Origin of the sequence: Peterkaempfera podocarpi (assembly GCF_042466665.1) — a bacterium.
Classification (GTDB): Bacteria; Actinomycetota; Actinomycetes; order Streptomycetales; family Streptomycetaceae; genus Peterkaempfera; species Peterkaempfera podocarpi.
Window position 1 is genome coordinate 7756789 of sequence record NZ_CP162102.1, and the last position, 16262, is coordinate 7773050.

A 16262-nucleotide genomic window follows, 5' to 3' on the forward strand; every position below is an offset into this window, starting at 1 on the left:
CGAGGCGCACGCGTACGACCCGGGGAAGCACCGGCTGCCGGGTGCGTACGGCGGCGGCCGGAGATCTTGCTGTACTCGGTGGCCCCTCGGTGTGCTGGGCACCGTCCAGGGACTGCGGCGGGCCCTGGGTTGACACCTCGTACTGGGGTCGTTGCGCCGCGTGCAACTGACCGTTGAGCCGGCCACCGGGCGGTGCCGGCATGCAACGCCGAAGGTCCGAGCGCCGGGGTTGCATTTCGGCGAGTTCGCCGAGGACGGCGGACCTGTCCAGGCATCACTCGATGCTTGACAGCGGGTCCTGGCGCAGCGCCTACTGTTCCTCCGTGGCGGACCGTACCCAGGACCTCACCGTCGACCCGGACGGGGCAGGGATTCCCGTACCTGCATCACGTCGGCGCGTCCGCTGCACCACTGCGGGCGTTGTGGTCGGAGTGCTGACGCTGATGGTCGTGCCGGCGATGCTGGCCGCTCCTCTCGCCGACGTCTCCCCTGTCATGATGACCGCAGGTGTGAGCGCAGGGATCGGCTGCGTCGCGCTGCCGCATCTCGCGGTGGCCCGCAAACCGTGGCGCAGACACGGCCCCGACCTGCGATATCTGACCGCCCGGACCTGGGCTGGGTACCGCACTCTTGATCTGCACGCGCTGCGGACGGTGCGGACCTGGAAAGAGGTCCAGCGAGGGGGCTCCACCACCTACATCGTCCTCACCGATGCGGCCGGCACCCGGCTGAGCTTTGCCGCCCCCCAGGCAGACAGGCTCATACGGAGGTACGCGATCGAGCGACCCCGCGAGGTACCGGACGCCCATCCGGTCCGCATCACTCGGCTGGCCCTGGCCGACCTGGGTATCCGGCCTCTTCCCCGCGGATTCGGGCCGATCCGCTCGCTGCTCTCGGTCGAGCGGATGTGTGTGATGCTCTGCGTGCCCATGATGATCTCCGCAGCGATCGCGTCCCACTGAACCCGGAGAACGTATGAGCGGCCGGGTCGTGGTCCCGCTCGCCGGCTGACGAGCCCGACGTCACCAAGGCCCGGCGCGTACGCTGTCGGACCATCGACTGGTCCGACCCTCGGGCAGGCAACGCAGGGGTCTGTCTCCGGAGGGTGGCGTTGGCGGCCGTAGAGTGACCCCGTGTATGACGACTGGTTCGAGGTTGACGACCCCGACCCCGAGGTGAGCGACAAGCACCGGGAATTCGTGGACACGGTGCGGGAGTTTGCGCGCTCCTGGCCGGAATGCCCGCCCGACGCGACCGCCGTGCTCGTCTTTCCGCCAGGCGAGGACGAGGACGACGACCGGGACGACCTGGACGGTGAGCAGCCGGCGTACGACAGTGCGATGGACGAGGAGATCGCCGAGGGGAGGGCGGTGCTCATGCTGATCGCGGACGTGGACGATCGGGAGAGGAACCTTCGCTTCAGGACGCTGGGGGCGACCGTGGCCGGCGACAGGCTCTTCTGCAGCGAGCGGCACGACACCACCTACCGGCCGTACCCCAGCGAGGACGTGGCACCGCTGGAAGCCACGGGGTCGCCGGAGGAGTTGGGCCGGATCGCCGCCGCCTGGTTCGGTGAAGTCCTGCGCCGCCCCGTCATCGCGCCTCGCACGGGCCCGGGTCCGACGTCATTTGTCGCGCCGGGTACCGCCCTGCCCCCGGGGCACCGCTGGGTACGCAACGGTCCCCGTCCCGTGTGACAGCGGGCACCGGCGGCCGGGCTCGCCGGCCGGCCGGGGCGGAGGCCACGACGTGCCCCCGAGGATCACCACTTCTTGAACTCCTCGATGGCCGCCCGGACCGCCTGATGCATCGCGTCGCTTCCGGCGTGCCCGGAGTCCTCGATGATGTACAGCCTTGCGTCCGGCCACGCCTTCGCCAGCTCCCACGCCGTCTGCACCGGGCTGCCCATGTCGTGTCGGCCGTGGACCAGCACTGCCGGGATCCCCGCCAGTCTGTGGGCGTTCCGCAGGAGCTGGTCCTCCTCCAGCCATGCGCCGTTGCTGAAGAAGTGGGCGCAGATCCGTACGAAGGCGATCCGCGCGTCGACCTCCCGACTGCTGTACATGCCGGGCACGCCGTTGGGCTCGTTCGAGATGACCGCGTCCTCCCAGGCGAGCCAGTCGGCAGCAGCCTTCTCCCGGATCGCCCGGTGGGGGTTCTCCATCAGCCGCGCGTAGGCCGCGAGCAGGTCGCCGTCCCGTTCGTCCTCGGGGACGCCGCCGCGGAACCGGTCCCATGCCTCGGGGTGGAACCGGCCGGCGCCCCGGTAGAGCCAGTCCGTCTCTGAGCGACGGGTCGTCGTCACCGCCTGGATGACCACCTCGCTCACCCGCCCGGGGTGCTGCTGCGCATAGGCCAGAACCAGGGTCGAGCCCCAGGAGGCGCCGTTCAGCAACCACCGCTCGATACCGAGGTGCTCGCGCAACCGTTCCATGTCGTCGATCAGGTGCTGTGTGGTGTTCAGAGACATGTCCGCCGACGGGTCGCCTGCGTGCGGGGTACTGCGGCCGCAGTTGCGCTGGTCGTAGCGGATGACGCGGTAGCACTCGGGATCCCAGGCCTTCGTCGGCCGCTGAGGTGCGCCCGACCCCGGGCCACCGTGGACGCTCAGGGCGGGTTTGCCTTCAGGGTTGCCGAGCTGTTCGTAGTAGATGCGGTTGCCGTCTCCGGTGTCGAGGAATCCCGTGTCGTAGGGACTGGTCGGAGGATAGAGATCAACCATGGCCGCCGATCCTACGGGAGGGGCCGCAACCGGGTGCCGTGATTGAGGATCCTGGTTCGCCGCCATGACGACCCCGGGTGCCGGGTGCCGGGTGCCGGGTGCCGGGTGCCGGGTGCCGGCTGCCGGCTCGGCTGCGCGTCCGACCGGGAGACGGTACGGGGGCGGCCCTGCACAAGCCCCCGGCCGGGGGCCTGTTCCGCGCCCCAGCCCGAGCGCTGGGCGAGGACCGCGACGCACTCCCCGGGCCCGCCGCGTACTCGCTGCGTACCGGCGTCCTGGTACGGGTGATCACCCCGGTCGCAGTGCCGGCCCGCGAGCGTGCTCGGCGATTCCTGGCCGAGGCTGAGGCCGTGGACGACGGCGGGGCCGTCCATGATGTTCCGAGGTTGCAGGGGGCGGGACTCTCGGGAAGGCTCGATTCTGGAGTATTCGCGGTATCCGCCACATGCGGTGCGGGGGTGTTTCCCGTGGACATTCAGGTCACGCTGCAGGTGGACGGGCAGGAGCACCCGCTCGTCGCCGACACCCGCGCGAGCGTGCCTGGCACCCTGCGCACACGGCCCGGGATCTCCAGCCCGGAGAAGGGCCGCGACCATGGGCAGGGCGGAGCCTGTACGGCTCTTCCCCGCGCCGGGGGGCCGGTCCGCAACCGGATGGAGGCGGACTTCGCCGACCGCGGGGCCCGGCCGCGCTTTCGACCCCAGCGCTGCGCTGAATGCCGTCTGCGGCCTCGGAGTCCGGTCCGCCGAGGTCCGGATACACGCCCCGACCGGCGGCGCACCGGGCTCGCGGCTACTCGGGGTGTTCGACGTGGGACGGGGTGCCATCCCGAGACCGGCCCGGGGGACTGAGCGGCGGCCTGGCCATGAGCATCCCGGCGGTGCTGAGCGGGCACAGCGTGCCGGACCCGCGCTTCGGCCGGGCGGGCGGCGACGACCACGCGGATACCGCACCCGGCCCAGCACCGACGCCGGTCCGCCGGCCTCCGCGTCCGGGACCTGCCGATGGCCCTGGACAAGCTCCTGCAACAGGCCACTGATGGAGAGAGACATGGAGCAGTTCGACTACGTCGTGGTGGGCGCGGGAAGCGCCGGCTGTGTCATCGCCGCGAGGCTGTCCGAAGACCCGCATCGCCAGGTGCTCCTGCTGGAGGCCGGAGCCGCCGACGGGCCCGAGGCCATGGCGGTCCCGTCCGCCTGGCCGACACTGATCGGCAGCGAGGTCGACTGGGGTTACAGCACCGTCCCGCAGTCGGCGGCCGGTGGGATCCCGCGCCGGTATCCGCGAGGCAAGGTGCTGGGCGGGTCGAGCAGCATCAACGGGATGTCGTTCATCCGCGGCCACCGCAGCGACTACGACGCATGGGCGGCGACCGCTCCCGGCTGGGGCTACGAGGATCTTCTTCCGTACTTCAAACGAAGCGAGACGACACAGGGACGCGATCCGGCGTACCGGGGCATCGACGGCCCCGTGCGGGTGGGGCCGGCGAGTGACGTCCACCCCCTGTCCCGGGCCTTCCTCGACGCCGCCCAAGCCGTCGGATTCCCCCGCACCGACGATCTCAACGGCTCCGACCAGGAAGGTGTCTGCTGGTCCGATCTCAACATCGTCGACGGGGCCCGGCAGTCCGCAGCCGACGCCTATCTGCGTCCCGTCCTCGACCGTGCGAACCTCACCGTGCTGACCGACGCGCTGGTTCACCGACTGATCGTGACCGACGGCCGTTGTACCAGAGTGGAGTACTCCGTCGGCACCGACATACGACGGGCGTACGCACACAGCGAGACGATCCTGAGCGCCGGTTCGATCGGCTCCGCCCACCTGCTGCTGCTCTCCGGAATCGGGCCGGCCGACCAGTTGCGCGACCTGGGAGTCGACGTGGTGGCGGACCTGCCCGGCGTGGGCGCGAACCTGCAGGACCACCCCCTGGCCGGGATCGTCTACACCGCGGCACAGCCGGTTCCACCCGGTCGGAACAACCATGGCGAGATCGTCGCGGCCGTGCGCACCGCACCCAACCTCGCCGCGCCCGACGTCCATGTGTTCCTCGTCGATATCCCATACCACCCGCCCTGGATACAAGGACCGGCGACCGGCTACACGATCGTCTTCTCGGCGCTGCACCCGTACAGCCGGGGCTCGGTCCGGCTCGCCGGCGCCGATCCTGCGACCGCGCCGCTGATCGACCCGAACTTCTTCGGCGACGACCGCGACATGGTCACCATGCTCACCGCACTGGACCTGGCCCGCGAAATCGGCCGTTCACCGGCGTTCGACGACTGGCGCGACCAGGAAGCCTTTCCCGGACCGGATGCGCAGGACGAGAGCGAGCTGCGCGACTGTCTGGGCCGTGACGCCGACCCGTACCAACACGCGGTCGGCACCTGCCGGATCGGTACCGACCCGGCGGCGGTGGTCGATCCCCGGCTACGCGTGTACGGCATCGAAGGACTGCGTGTTGCGGACGCCTCCGTGATGCCCATCATCCCCGGAGCCAACCCGCACGCCACCGTGCTGGCTGTCGCCGAACGGGCCGCCGCACTGGTCGGCGGGTGAGGAGCGCCCACCGGATATGGTGACGCTGAATCACGAGGGCCGCGCTCAGCAGCAGACCGGGCCGGGAAGTGCTCGGGGCCGTGCGAGAGTTCCCGGTGGCCGCCTCCAAGTGCAGGCCGGCTGCCTTGTGCTGGATCTTTGGATGTGTCAGCAGCCGCAGGGGGCAATGCACTTGGAGCGGTGGAATCCCCAGGCCACTGGTCGGCTAGGGTGACACGATGACGGAGAGCCCACCCGCCCCGCCGCCGAGCCGACAGACCCGACGTGCTCTCGTTGGGGGGTGTGGTGGCTGAACCTGTCCGCGTGCGCAGATGGACCGACCAGGAGGGGCAGAAGCTGCAGCAGATCGTGCGCCGCGGCAGCACCAGTTCGGTACGGTTCCGGCGGGTGATGATGATGATGCTGCCGGCCTCGGCCGGCGGGAACCGCGTCCCGGTGAAGAAGGGCGCCGCAAACGCCCTGGCTGCGCTGAAGTCGATCCGCGCGGCCCGCCCGGACGGCGCCCCGGTCTACGTGATCCCGGACAACCTGTCCGCCCACAAGGGCCAGACCATCCGGCGCTGGGCGCTCAGGCACCGGGTCGAGCTGTGCTTCACCCCGACCTATGCGTCCTGGGCCAACCCGATCGAGGCTCAGTTCGGGCCGCTGCGACAGTTCACCGTCGCCAACTCGAACCACCCCAACCACACCGCCGAGACCCGGGCCCCGCACGCCTGTCTGCGCCGGCGCAACACCAACGCCCGCCATCCCGACGTGCTGGCCGCCCAACGCCGCGAACGCGCCCGCATCCGAAGCGAGAACGGCATCCGCTGGGGCGGCAGACCCATCACCGCCACGGCCTGAACAAACACCACAGCCGCACCACCACGTGCGTTGCGAGGAGAACCGCATGGACCACCAAGACGTGCAGGCCGCCGTGGCGGAGATGCTGGAGGTACTGGGGCCTCGCACGGGCGAGGACTGGACGGTGCCGGCCGGCCCGCTGGAGTGGAGCTGCCGGCAGACGGCCGCGCACATCGGCCACGACCTGCTGGCCTACGCGGGCCAGCTCGCCGTGTGCCCGACCGACGCCTACCTCCCCTTCGACCTGCACGTGCGCCCCACCGCCTCGCCTGCCGTGGTGCTGCAGGTGGCCGCCGCCTGCGGCGGACTGCTCGGCAGCGCGCTGGCCACCGCCGACCCGTCCCTGCGGGCCTGGCACTGGGGCCCGTGCGACCCGACGGGGTTCGCGGCGATGGGCGTCGGTGAGATCCTGCTGCACACCTACGACATCACCCGCGGATTGGGCGTGGACTGGCTGCCACCGGCGCCGCTATGCGCCGCCGTGCTCGACCGACTGTTCCCCGACGCTCCGCCCGGCGAGCCCGTCCGAGTGCTGCTGTGGTGCACCGGACGCGGGCACCTGGGCGGTCTGCCCCGCCCAACGTCGTGGACGTGGAAGGCAGCACGGCCCGACTGAACGCACTTAACTCGGTGAACCTATGCGGTCAGAGCGCTAGCCTTTGGGGCGACGGCATTCACCTGCGCATACGCCGGACACCGCGTCGAGCGCGGCCGGCTTGTCGAAGGCTCGGAGGAACCTCCAGCATGATTGTCGAGAGCGGCGACTTGGACGAGACGGACGAACACCAGAGGTTCGCCGTCTACCTGCGGGCATTCGACCAGGTCTCCGAGGACGAGGAGTTCGCCCTGGTGGCGCGGGTTCTGGAGGATCCGGATGCCGCCATGGGGGGAAGCGCAGTCCTGAGGCACCTGGACAGACGGGCCGAGAGCCTTCTCCTGGTTGAGGACCGCATGGCGTGGATGCAGGCCATGGCCGAGGTCGTCGCTGCGCGTCCCTTCCTGGTCGAGCGGCTGCACGAGTGGTCGCTGTTCAGAGCAGTCACGCTCGGGCAGCCCTGGTCCCAGGATGCGCTGGTCGCGGCATCCAACTGGCTGCAACTCAAGATCGCCGAGGGTCCGTGTCCCGGTGAGGCCGCCGTAATCCTCGCGGAGGCCGGTCGCACGAAGCGGATCCGCAATGCTGCCCGAGTCACTCTCAATCGACGGGACCGTGGCTGAGGTCCGGTCTCTGCTTCATTGACGAGTGCACGCAGAACGGGCGTGCCGCCGAGGTGTCCCACCGACTCACCCATGGACGGTCGAGCACCGGCGGAATTCGCTGACCTGCCGATACAGAGCTCAGGGCCTGGATCCCCGCATTGAGGTGTGCAGGCTTTTCCCGGCTCACTTTCCTGAGGGATGCGCGGCGCCGGGTCGCCGACCGCACGTCTACAGCCTTCGTCACACCAGCCTGCCCGAGAGGTGCGACGGTGCGACGAAGGCTGTACGAAACCCTGCCGGGGCCTTACGCGAATGGGACCCAGTTGGCGGGGGTTGCTGTGGCGTTGTTGTTGGTGAGCGGGACCCAGTTGGCGGGGGTTGCTGTGGCGTTGTTGTTGGTGAGCGGGACCCAGTTGGCGGGGGTTGCTGTGGCGTTGTTGTTGGTGAGCGGGACCCAGTTGGCGGGGGTTGCTGTGGCGCTGTCGTCGGTGAACGGGACCCAGTTGGCGGGGGTTGCTGTGGCGTTGTTGTTGGTGAGCGGGACCCAGTTGGCGGGGGTTGCTGTGGCGTTGTCGTCGGTGAACGGGATCCAGTTGGCCGGGCTCACTGCCGTTCCGCCGTCGGCGTGGACGTTGGCCTCGGCGACCGCGCTGGCGGGAACGGCGGCGGCGACGACAACCGCACTGGCCGCAAGGGATGCGGCGACAAGCTGGGAGAGCTTCACTGTGACTCCTGTATGAGTGCGAATCTGCGTTGAATCCAGCTCCGAAGCCCGGTTGTCAGACTGGCGTCGATGTCGATGGACGCATCCCCGACGTGGTCCGAGGCTCGGCGCAGGTGTGCTGCTTCACCGGAACCGTGCTCTGCGCGAAGGCTCCGTGGGTGCTGCCACGGCACTGACGAACGAGGTTGCCCTGGGGCCGAACGGCGAAAAGCGTTGCTTTCCGAGGTGTCGTTCTGTCGGCGGTTCCGACAGTGCGTCAGTCCGTCTCCTGAGTCCCATGAGTTCCTCCCCGCGGTTCACATCCCGAGACGAGGTAGCCGCGCGGACTGTGACATGGCCTCCGTCGATGTGGCCCACGTTTCGTCTTTGGAGGGTTGTGTGGTCCACAAGCGACCCAGCCGGTGGCCGGGTCGAGGCCGGTTCCACGGACGCGGGGACCGGGCTGGTCCACTGCCGTGCCCTGCTGGGTCTGCCAGGCTCCTTCGAGCCCGAGGCGGCAACCTGTCCCGCCGGCCATCCCCAGCTGCTGCGAGCGCGCGTCCGTGATCGCGTCACCGGCAACCAGCCCCGGCCGCTGGAAGAGATCCCCGGCGGCGACACCGTCGCGGCCGCCACAGCGAAGATCGACCGTCCGGCCCACCCTGTCCGGGTGATCTCGCCCCACGGGCGCAGCGACCGCACGCGTGGCCGCCGACTCGGACCGTTCCCGCTCCAGGCGCAGGGGGGAGCAACCTCAACCCGGTCAGGGCGCGCCGAGCAGCCGGGGAGGTCCCTCTCCTGGGGCGCGGTCACGCACCGCGACGGCGTGCATCACGGTGCGCTTCATTCGCGTTTGTAACGGATCATCCGGGGTAGTGCCGGTCTGGCGATCCCAGGGCCCGGAGCAGCAACGGATTCCGTGCCGCCGACAAACCGACGTCGTCCGTGCTTGCGGCGACCGGCACGGGCAGCCTACGGGCGCCGGTACCGGGGCTGCGGCGAGCGCGGTCGGGCGCCTGCCCCTTGAGCGTAGGAGGACGGCCATGCCCAGACACACGACCCGCCTGCGGCAACTGCTCAGCGACCCCAAAATCCTGGTGGCTCCGGGAGCCTATGACGGAACGGGGGCCCGGCTGGTGGCGCGGCTCGGCTTCCAGGCGCTGTACCTCAGTGGATTCGAGACGGCCGCCAGCATCCTGGGGCAGCCCGACGTGGGCTATCTCTCGCACACGCAGATGGTGGAGCGCGTGACGGCCCTTGCGGATGTGGTGGACCTGCCGCTGATCGCCGACGCCGACACCGGCTTCGGCAACCCGCTGAACGTCCGCCGCGCGGTCATCGCCTATGAACGGGCCGGTGCCGCGGCGATGCACATCGAGGACCAGACCTTCCCCAAGCGCTGCGGGCACATGCTGGGGCGCGAGGTCGTCCCTGTTCAGGAGATGGTCCAGAAGATCAAGGCAGCCGTCGACGCGCGGCAGGATCCCGACTTCGTCATCATCGCCCGCACCGACGCGAGGACGACACACGGACTGGACGAGGCGATCGACCGGGGTGCTGCGTACCACGAGGCCGGCGCCGACATGCTGTTCATCGAATCCCCCGAGAGCGAGGAGGAGATGCGGCGGATCTGCGCCGCCTTCCGTGGCACCGTCCCCCTGCTCAGCAACCAGGTCGAAGGAGGCCGGACGCCGGCGCCCGGTACCGGCGTGCTTCAGGAGATGGGATACGCCATGGCGCTCTTCCCGGTGGGGACGGCATTCGCCGCCGCCAAGGCGATGCGGGACTACCTGCAGGTACTGGCGGCGACAGGTGACACCCGGGACGTGCTCGGCGACCTGATTCTGTTCGAGGACTTCACCTCGTTGATGGGTCTCGGTGAGCACACCGAACTGGAGCGGCGCTACCAGTCTGAGGAGTGAGTCCGGTGGCCCCGTGCCGGGTCGCCACCGTCGTGCCGTGGGCCGATCCGCGGTTGGTTCACCACGACGGGCCGTCGTCCTCGGCGTGAGCGAGGAGGTATCCCAGCGCGGACAGACCCGACATGACGCCGGCCGCGAAGAGGTTCGCCGGTACTCCGGCGATGCGGGGGATCTCCCCGGGCTGGTCCTCGGTCGCGGACCCGGGCACCGCAGCGGCGACGAAGAATGGCATGTAGCTGAGGATCGGGTACAGCGCAGCGATCTTCAGCGCCAGTTCCTCCTCCGCACGCGTCCCCCGCCGCTGCAGCAGCCACAGGGAGACGATCGACCATCCCACGTCCGTTGCCGTCGCCGACACGGTGTGGAAGCGGGCGTGGGGCGTCCAGCGGGGGTTGAAGACATGGGTGCGGTTGACGTCCGCCAGGGCGTGGCCCACCCCGCTGCCCACGACGGCGGCTGTCACAAGCAGACGTCCGGCCCGCGTCATGGTGTCCTCCCGGAGTCTTTGGGCGGAGGGCGCTCGCCGGGCCCGGCGGTTGTCGGGAGCGCGCAGACCCTGTGGTCGTGCTGTCCGGAGTTACCACTCCCGCACCGGACAAACACGGCCGCTCGGTGCGGACTGTCGGCTCCGCTGTTCGTGCCGTCCCGTCGACGCGTCGATACGACCCGGTGCGAATGCCGCCGCGCGCACGCCCGGGGGACACCCGGGCGGGGGTGCCGCACCTGCTGGGCCTCTCGTACGGGTCCGCAGCGGCGTTGGTTGCCTCCGGCCCCGGAGCCGTGCGGGTTTCGGTCGGCCTCGCTGCTCTTCCCGGTAGCGGCTACTGCTCTGGGCCCTCGACGCTGCCGGCTCCCGCCGTGAGTTCTGCGAAGCGGATGACGGCGTCGGTGACGGAGTGGAATCGAAGGGAGTGGAACTGGTCGAAGTTGTGCTGGGTGCCGGGTAGTTCCGCGTAGGCCACCGGCTGCCGGGAGGCCGCGCGCAGCCGTTCGGCGAACAGCCGGGCGTCTTCGCGCCGGACCAGGGTGTCGAGGGCACCGTGGACGATCAGGAAGGGAGGGGCGGCTGCGTGGACATAGGCGTGCGGCGAGGTCGGCTCGGGGCCGGGGCGCTCGGCGTCCCCGTAGTACCCGTAGAGCGCGATGACGCCGCTGACCTCGGCACCGGAGAGCGCGACGGTCGCCGCCAGATGGGCGCCCGCCGAACCGCCGGCCACAAAGACGGTGTCGGAACTACCGCCGTAGGTCGCAGCATTGGCGTTCACCCAGGCGAGGACGGCCCGGGTGTCGGCAAGCTGTTCCGCATAACCGGCCCGGAGGAGGCGGTAGTCGGCGCTCACGCAGACCCAGCCCCGGGCCGCCAGCCGGTAGATCAGCGAGCGGGAGCCGAGCAGCTTGCTGCCCATGCGGAAGCCACCACCGTGCAGGTACACCAGCACGGGGGCGTCGGTGCGGCGGGTCCGGCGCGAGATGTACACATCCAGGCGGTGCCCGCGCCGCGCCGGGCCGTAGCGCAGGTTCGGGATCCGGCGTACGTCGGGCCGCCAGGCGATGAAGGGGAGCAACACCGTCCGCCACCAGGACGGCCGGGTGCGACGGGGAGCCGCGCCGGCTCCGAAGGCGTCCTCGAGGGCGGCCGACAGCACCGGCCGGGCGGAGCGGGCGCGTGATGCGATCAGCGCCAGTTCGAGTGCGGCGAGGACGCAGACCCCGGCGGCGAGCCACCACAGGGGGTCGGTGAACTCCGGTCCGAGCCAGGCCGCCGTCGTCCCTGACAGCAGCCACCACAGGCCCAGGAAGGGTTGTTCGTTGATGAGGAACCCGAGCATGAACTGCAGGTTCCACGGCTCGCTGTGACGGGGGCGCGGTGGTCGCAGTGCGACCAGAGCGCACAGTGCCACCTGCAGTGAGGTGCTCAGTGCACCGATCACGCGTCCACCTCCGGGGCGGTCACTCCGGGCAGTGGGGACGTGCCCGGCGCCTCTGCCGCTTCGTGGAGGCCGGTTGCTAACAGGCCCGCGACCTTCTGCCCGGGGCCCTGGTGGACCAGCCACCGGACGGCCGAGCCGGCTTCAGCGGCAGGCGCGACAACCCCGGGCGAAGGCCATGCCGGTCGCCCGACCGCTGCCTGCTCCGGCGGTGCACTTTCTCCGGCGCCGGTCACCTGGAGGCGCCAGGGCGGGCTGTGATCATCAGGCCGGCTGCCAGGCCTGCGAGCAGGACGCTCCCGACCGCCCACCAGAGGGTCGTGGTGTAGCCGCTCTGCAACGCCTTGCCGACGGCTTCGACGGATCCTGACGCATGGCCCACACGGCTGACGAAGATACCGCCGAAGAGTGCCGAACCGGCTGCCGTACCCGCGTGCTGGGCTGCGCCGAGAGTTGCCGAGACCGCGCCTGCGCGCTGCGCGCCCATGCCGGAGCTCGCCGTGACGAAGATCGGTACAAACGCCAGACCCGCGCCGAAGCCGGTGAGGAGCAGGCCCGGCAGTACCTGGGCCATATGTGCACCGTCGGTGCCGGCGCCGGTTGCGAGTACCAGTCCGAGCGCCATGACGGCCATGCCCGCCACGATCAGGGCGCGGGCCGAGGCCCGGCCCAGCAGCCGGGCGGAGACCTGGGTGGAGCCTATGGCGAGTGCCACGGCCAGAGCCAGGAAGGTCTCCCCGGTCATCATCGGGGAGTACCCGAGGACCCTCTCCAGGAAATAGCTCAGGGCTGAGAAGAGAGCGAAGATGCCGGTGCCTGCCAGGACCAGGGCGACCAGGGAACCAAGGCGGTCGTTGTCCCTGACGTCCGGGGGCGGGACGACCGGGTTCGATGCCCTCGCCCCCCACCACAGGAAGGCCGCGAACATGGGCACACCCAGCAGGAGCATCACCACGGCCAGAATGTCGGACCAGCCGTGCGACCCTGCCCTGGTGAGGCCGTAGGTCACGGCGAGCAGCCCGAAGGAGCCGAGCAGCGCACCGACCGGGTCGAAGGGGGCCCCGTTGCGGGTCGGGCCGTCGTGCAGCAGGGTGAGCGCACCGATCAGGGTGATCACGGCGACGGGGACGGAGGCGAGCAGCGACAGTCGCCAGTCCAGGGATTCCACCAGCCAGCCGCCTGTGCACAGCCCGAGTGCACCTCCGCCCCCGGCGAATGCGACGTAGACCCCGAACGCCCTTCGGCGTTCCTTCGGGTCGGTGAAATTGCTGACCACCAGGGAGAGGGCGGCCGCCGTCACCAGGGCGGCCGAGAATCCCTGGAGAGCACGGCAAGCGAGCAGCATGCCGGACCCACTGGCTGTCCCACTCAGCATCGAGGCCGCAGCGAACCCGACCAGGCCGATGACCAGTGTCCGTCTGCGTCCCACGAGGTCTGCGACATGACCACCGAGCACCAGCAGCCCCGCGAAGGCGAGCGTATAGGTGTTGACCAGCGGCGACAGCTGGCCGGAAGTGAGGTGCAGGTCCCGTTGGACGACCGGCAGGGCCATGGAGAAGGCCGCCGCTTGGAACGCCACCATCAACTGCGCCAGGGCGACCACTGCCAGGCCCCACCAGCGCCTGGGGTGCGGAGGCGGCGGGTCCTGGGGGGCGGCATGCGGCGGCGGCGCGGGCCAGGCGCTCGGGTACGGACTCTGCGGTGGTCCGAATCCCGCGGGGCCGAAGTGGGCCGGCGCCGTCGGTGTATAGACCGGGGGAGGGGGCGATGCGGGGTCGGGGAAGGGTGTCGGCTGCGCCGGAGGAGCGTCAACGGGTGCCGAGGGGGCGTAGTCCAGCAACTCGGCCGCGTGGCGGCCCAGTTGCGCCAGCACCGGGCTCGGCAGCCATTCCTCGGTCTGCTCCGGCGCCGTGCGTTCGGCGACCTCCTGGAGGCCGGGCCGCTCGGCCGGGTCCTTGTGCAGACAGGCGCGCACGAGGTCGACCAGCCCCTCCGGCACACCGGTCAGGTCCGCCTCCTCCTCCGCGATCCGGAAGAGGTGGGCGTTCAGGCCGGTGTCGGTGGCGCCGAAGAGAAGGCGTCCGGTCGCGGCGTAGACCAGGACGGCGCCCAGGCAGAACACATCGCTGGCGGGGGTGAGTTCAAGGCCGCGGACCTGTTCCGGCGACATGAAGCCAGGAGAGCCGATCAGCATACCGGTGTGGGTGTGCAGGCTGTCCCCGGCGAGGGTGTCCATGGCCCGGGCGATGCCGAAGTCGATGACGCGGGGGCCGTCGACGGTGATCAGGACATTGGACGGCTTGAGGTCACGATGGATCAGACCCGCCCCGTGGACGGCCTGAAGGGCGAGGGCGAGCCGGTTGGCGAGGACGCGGACCGAGTACTCGGGCAGCGGGCCGAAGTCCTTGGCGACAACGGTGTGGAGGTCGGGCCCCGGGATGTACTGGGTTGCCACCCAGGGGACAGCCGCCTCGGGGTCGGCGTCCAGCACCGCCGCCGTCCAGTTTCCGCCCACCCGCCGCGCAGCGCCCACTTCCCGAGCGAAGCGTCTGCGGAACTCCGGGTGCCCGGCGTACTCGGCCTGGACGACCTTCACCGCGACAGTGCGTCCGTGCTCCGAACGGCCCAGATACACCAGGCCCATACCTCCCGCGCCCAGTCGGGCGATCAGACGGTACGGGCCTATGCGGGGCGGATCTCCGGCGATCAACTGGTCCACTGGAGCAAGATAGCCACCCCACCGCCCCGGTTGGGGCCAAAGGGTGAATCATGCACTCGGTCTTCACCAGTCGCGGCGGGTGCGACGCAGTCGCGCTCTCGCACCCGGATGCACCGGGGCGAATCGGAGCCGTCGGAACCACCCGACCGACCGGATGCACCGTGCCGCTTCCATGCCGGTTTCCGTGCCGTTCCGTGCGCGGCACGCCGACGGCGCCACCAGCCCGCCACCCTGGGCAGCGCAGCCGTTGCGACTCAGGCTCACCGTCGCCGAGCGACTCGGCGGCCCTTCCGCGACCGCCGTGCCGCCGCCGCCGACCCGGTCTGCGGCCGGCTGTGCGAGGTCCGGACGGCGGTGAGCCTCAGCCGAGGAAGTCGACGCGGTCGATGAGTCCGTCGCGCACCCGGTAGGCGACCAGCACCCGGACCTGGCCGTCGGCCACGCCATGGGCGATCTCATGGTCGACCACCCAGTCGCCCTCGGTGAGCCGGCCGACAATCTCCGCGCGGCACAGCCCCTTGGCGAACTGCCCCGCGTACGACCCGCGCAACGCCTCGCGTCCCCGGATCTCGCTGCCGTCGGCCCGGGTGATGTGGACGTCCTCGGCGTAGGTCGCGGCGAAGGCGTCGAGGTCGTGGCTGTTGTATGCGGTGAGCTGCTGCTCGACCACGTGCTGCGGATCGATCATGGTCGCGATCATGCCCCGCTGGTGGTGGGCTGTCCAGCCGACCGTCCCCTCCCGCCGGACACGACGAGCGGCGGGGAACCCAGGTGCAGGCGACAACGCCCCCGTGGCCGATGGCCGGATCTGTGGGTTCCACGGCCGGACAGCCGGCCATGCCGGGTGGGGCGGGTGTGGTTGGCACCCCCGAGCACCACAGAACCGCCTCAGCGGTCCGGGCGGCGCCGGACGGCGGGCGGAAGACCCCACCGCGATCGACTCCATCCCCCGGGAGCATGCAGGATGACCCCCACGCCCCTCCCCTCAGCGAAGCGAAAGCCTGAATACCTGGTGGCACTCGGACTGGCAGCAGGCCCGGTCGTCGCGCTGGGCTTCACCCGTTTCGCCTATGCGCTGCTGCTCCCGGCCATGCGCCAACAGCTGCACTGGAGCTACCCGGCGCTGGTCTCGGTCGTCGTGCTGGTCGGAGTGCTGCCGGTGCTGCTGTGGCACGGAATGGGCGCCGCGATCGCCTCAGCGGTGGTCTTCGGCGGCTCCTTCATGGCGGGACCCACCGCCGTCACCGTCCTGGCGCGCCGCATGCTGCCCGCACATGCCTGGACCGCCGGCATCGCCCTGCTGACGGTCGCGTTCAGCGTCGGCCAGGCAGTCGGCCCGCTGGTCTCGGGCCTGCTGTCGGACTCCTCCGGTGGCATCGCCAAGGGCCTGTGGCTCTCCGTGGTCCTGCTCGGTGCGTCCATCGCGGCCGCCGTCGTCCAGCGTGATCCGGGAACCGCCGGACAGACCGATCAGCACACCCCCGTCCCTGCCGTGCGCTCCGTCGACCGGTACTGACGGCCCGCACACCGAGAAGGAGAGCCCGCTCCACCGCGTCCTCGCCCTGCCGTCGACGGCAGGGCGAGGACGCTGCCCCGACGTCCGAGCCTGCGGGCCGCGAAGTACCGCGCCGCAGGACACCGGCCGTCGAGTCGTCACGGCGTTCCTCTG

14 protein-coding genes are annotated in these 16262 nt (G+C 70.6%); 8 read left to right on the top strand and 6 right to left on the bottom strand.

The annotated features are described in order from the left end of the window. Positions 1-323 precede the first annotated feature (323 nt). Positions 324-962: a hypothetical protein gene (locus AB0761_RS33910; protein WP_377273078.1), complete on the top strand. Its 639-nt coding sequence runs from the start codon at positions 324-326 to the stop codon at positions 960-962. A 171-nt stretch (positions 963-1133) separates the two neighbouring features. Next, positions 1134-1697, top strand: coding sequence for a hypothetical protein (locus tag AB0761_RS33915; protein ID WP_377273079.1), 564 nt, complete (start codon positions 1134-1136; stop codon positions 1695-1697). Positions 1698-1762: 65 nt separating this feature from the next. Here AB0761_RS33915 and pip read toward each other — a convergent pair whose 3' ends face one another. Then, positions 1763-2722, bottom strand: a complete 960-nt coding sequence (gene pip / locus AB0761_RS33920) for a prolyl aminopeptidase (RefSeq protein ID WP_377273081.1) — start codon at positions 2720-2722, stop codon at positions 1763-1765. A 1050-nt stretch (positions 2723-3772) separates the two neighbouring features. On the opposite strand from pip, the gene AB0761_RS33925 reads away from it, so the two are divergent. From AB0761_RS33925 to AB0761_RS33940, 4 genes are all read left to right on the top strand, one after another. Beyond that, positions 3773-5278 carry a GMC family oxidoreductase gene (locus AB0761_RS33925; RefSeq protein ID WP_377273083.1) on the top strand — a complete coding sequence of 502 codons (1506 nt, stop codon included), beginning with the start codon at positions 3773-3775 and terminating at the stop codon, positions 5276-5278. 348 nt (positions 5279-5626) lie between these two features. Next, the gene (locus AB0761_RS33930; protein ID WP_377274468.1) at positions 5627-6121 is read left to right on the top strand and encodes a transposase; all 495 of its coding nucleotides are present in this window, start codon (positions 5627-5629) and stop codon (positions 6119-6121) included. A 46-nt stretch (positions 6122-6167) separates the two neighbouring features. Beyond that, the gene (locus AB0761_RS33935) at positions 6168-6737 is read left to right on the top strand and encodes a maleylpyruvate isomerase N-terminal domain-containing protein (protein ID WP_377273084.1); all 570 of its coding nucleotides are present in this window, start codon (positions 6168-6170) and stop codon (positions 6735-6737) included. Positions 6738-6865: 128 nt separating this feature from the next. Continuing rightward, positions 6866-7339 carry a hypothetical protein gene (locus tag AB0761_RS33940; protein WP_377273086.1) on the top strand — a complete coding sequence of 158 codons (474 nt, stop codon included), beginning with the start codon at positions 6866-6868 and terminating at the stop codon, positions 7337-7339. Positions 7340-7625: 286 nt separating this feature from the next. On the opposite strand, the gene AB0761_RS33945 is transcribed toward AB0761_RS33940, so the two are convergent. Beyond that, positions 7626-8045 (bottom strand): hypothetical protein, encoded by a 420-nt coding sequence (locus tag AB0761_RS33945; RefSeq protein WP_377273088.1) that lies wholly within the window; start codon positions 8043-8045, stop codon positions 7626-7628. Between the two features lie 1022 nt (positions 8046-9067). Between AB0761_RS33945 and AB0761_RS33950 the strand changes: the two genes are divergently transcribed. Then, positions 9068-9946, top strand: coding sequence for an oxaloacetate decarboxylase (locus tag AB0761_RS33950; protein ID WP_377273090.1), 879 nt, complete (start codon positions 9068-9070; stop codon positions 9944-9946). A 58-nt stretch (positions 9947-10004) separates the two neighbouring features. On the opposite strand, the gene AB0761_RS33955 is transcribed toward AB0761_RS33950, so the two are convergent. From AB0761_RS33955 to AB0761_RS33970, 4 genes are all read right to left on the bottom strand, one after another. Next, positions 10005-10433 carry a DUF6640 family protein gene (locus AB0761_RS33955; protein WP_377273091.1) on the bottom strand — a complete coding sequence of 143 codons (429 nt, stop codon included), beginning with the start codon at positions 10431-10433 and terminating at the stop codon, positions 10005-10007. Positions 10434-10767: 334 nt separating this feature from the next. Next, a complete protein-coding gene (locus tag AB0761_RS33960) occupies positions 10768-11877 on the bottom strand; it encodes an alpha/beta hydrolase (protein WP_377273092.1) in 1110 nt (369 codons plus the stop codon). 229 nt (positions 11878-12106) lie between these two features. Next, positions 12107-14593: an MDR family MFS transporter gene (locus AB0761_RS33965; protein ID WP_377273093.1), complete on the bottom strand. Its 2487-nt coding sequence runs from the start codon at positions 14591-14593 to the stop codon at positions 12107-12109. A 361-nt stretch (positions 14594-14954) separates the two neighbouring features. Next, the gene (locus tag AB0761_RS33970; RefSeq protein WP_377273094.1) at positions 14955-15281 is read right to left on the bottom strand and encodes a nuclear transport factor 2 family protein; all 327 of its coding nucleotides are present in this window, start codon (positions 15279-15281) and stop codon (positions 14955-14957) included. A 276-nt stretch (positions 15282-15557) separates the two neighbouring features. Here AB0761_RS33970 and AB0761_RS33975 point away from each other — a divergent pair, with 276 nt between their 5' ends. Continuing rightward, positions 15558-16109: a YbfB/YjiJ family MFS transporter gene (locus tag AB0761_RS33975; RefSeq protein WP_377273096.1), complete on the top strand. Its 552-nt coding sequence runs from the start codon at positions 15558-15560 to the stop codon at positions 16107-16109. Positions 16110-16262 lie beyond the last annotated feature (153 nt).

Coding starts and splice junctions, on each gene's coding strand:
- pip (WP_377273081.1), bottom strand. CDS start 2,722: ATGGTTGATCTCTATCCTCCGACCAGTCCCTACGACACGGGATTCCTC.
- AB0761_RS33925 (WP_377273083.1), top strand. CDS start 3,773: ATGGAGCAGTTCGACTACGTCGTGGTGGGCGCGGGAAGCGCCGGCTGT.
- AB0761_RS33935 (WP_377273084.1), top strand. CDS start 6,168: ATGGACCACCAAGACGTGCAGGCCGCCGTGGCGGAGATGCTGGAGGTA.
- AB0761_RS33940 (WP_377273086.1), top strand. CDS start 6,866: ATGATTGTCGAGAGCGGCGACTTGGACGAGACGGACGAACACCAGAGG.
- AB0761_RS33950 (WP_377273090.1), top strand. CDS start 9,068: ATGCCCAGACACACGACCCGCCTGCGGCAACTGCTCAGCGACCCCAAA.
- AB0761_RS33955 (WP_377273091.1), bottom strand. CDS start 10,433: ATGACGCGGGCCGGACGTCTGCTTGTGACAGCCGCCGTCGTGGGCAGC.
- AB0761_RS33970 (WP_377273094.1), bottom strand. CDS start 15,281: ATGATCGATCCGCAGCACGTGGTCGAGCAGCAGCTCACCGCATACAAC.
- AB0761_RS33975 (WP_377273096.1), top strand. CDS start 15,558: ATGACCCCCACGCCCCTCCCCTCAGCGAAGCGAAAGCCTGAATACCTG.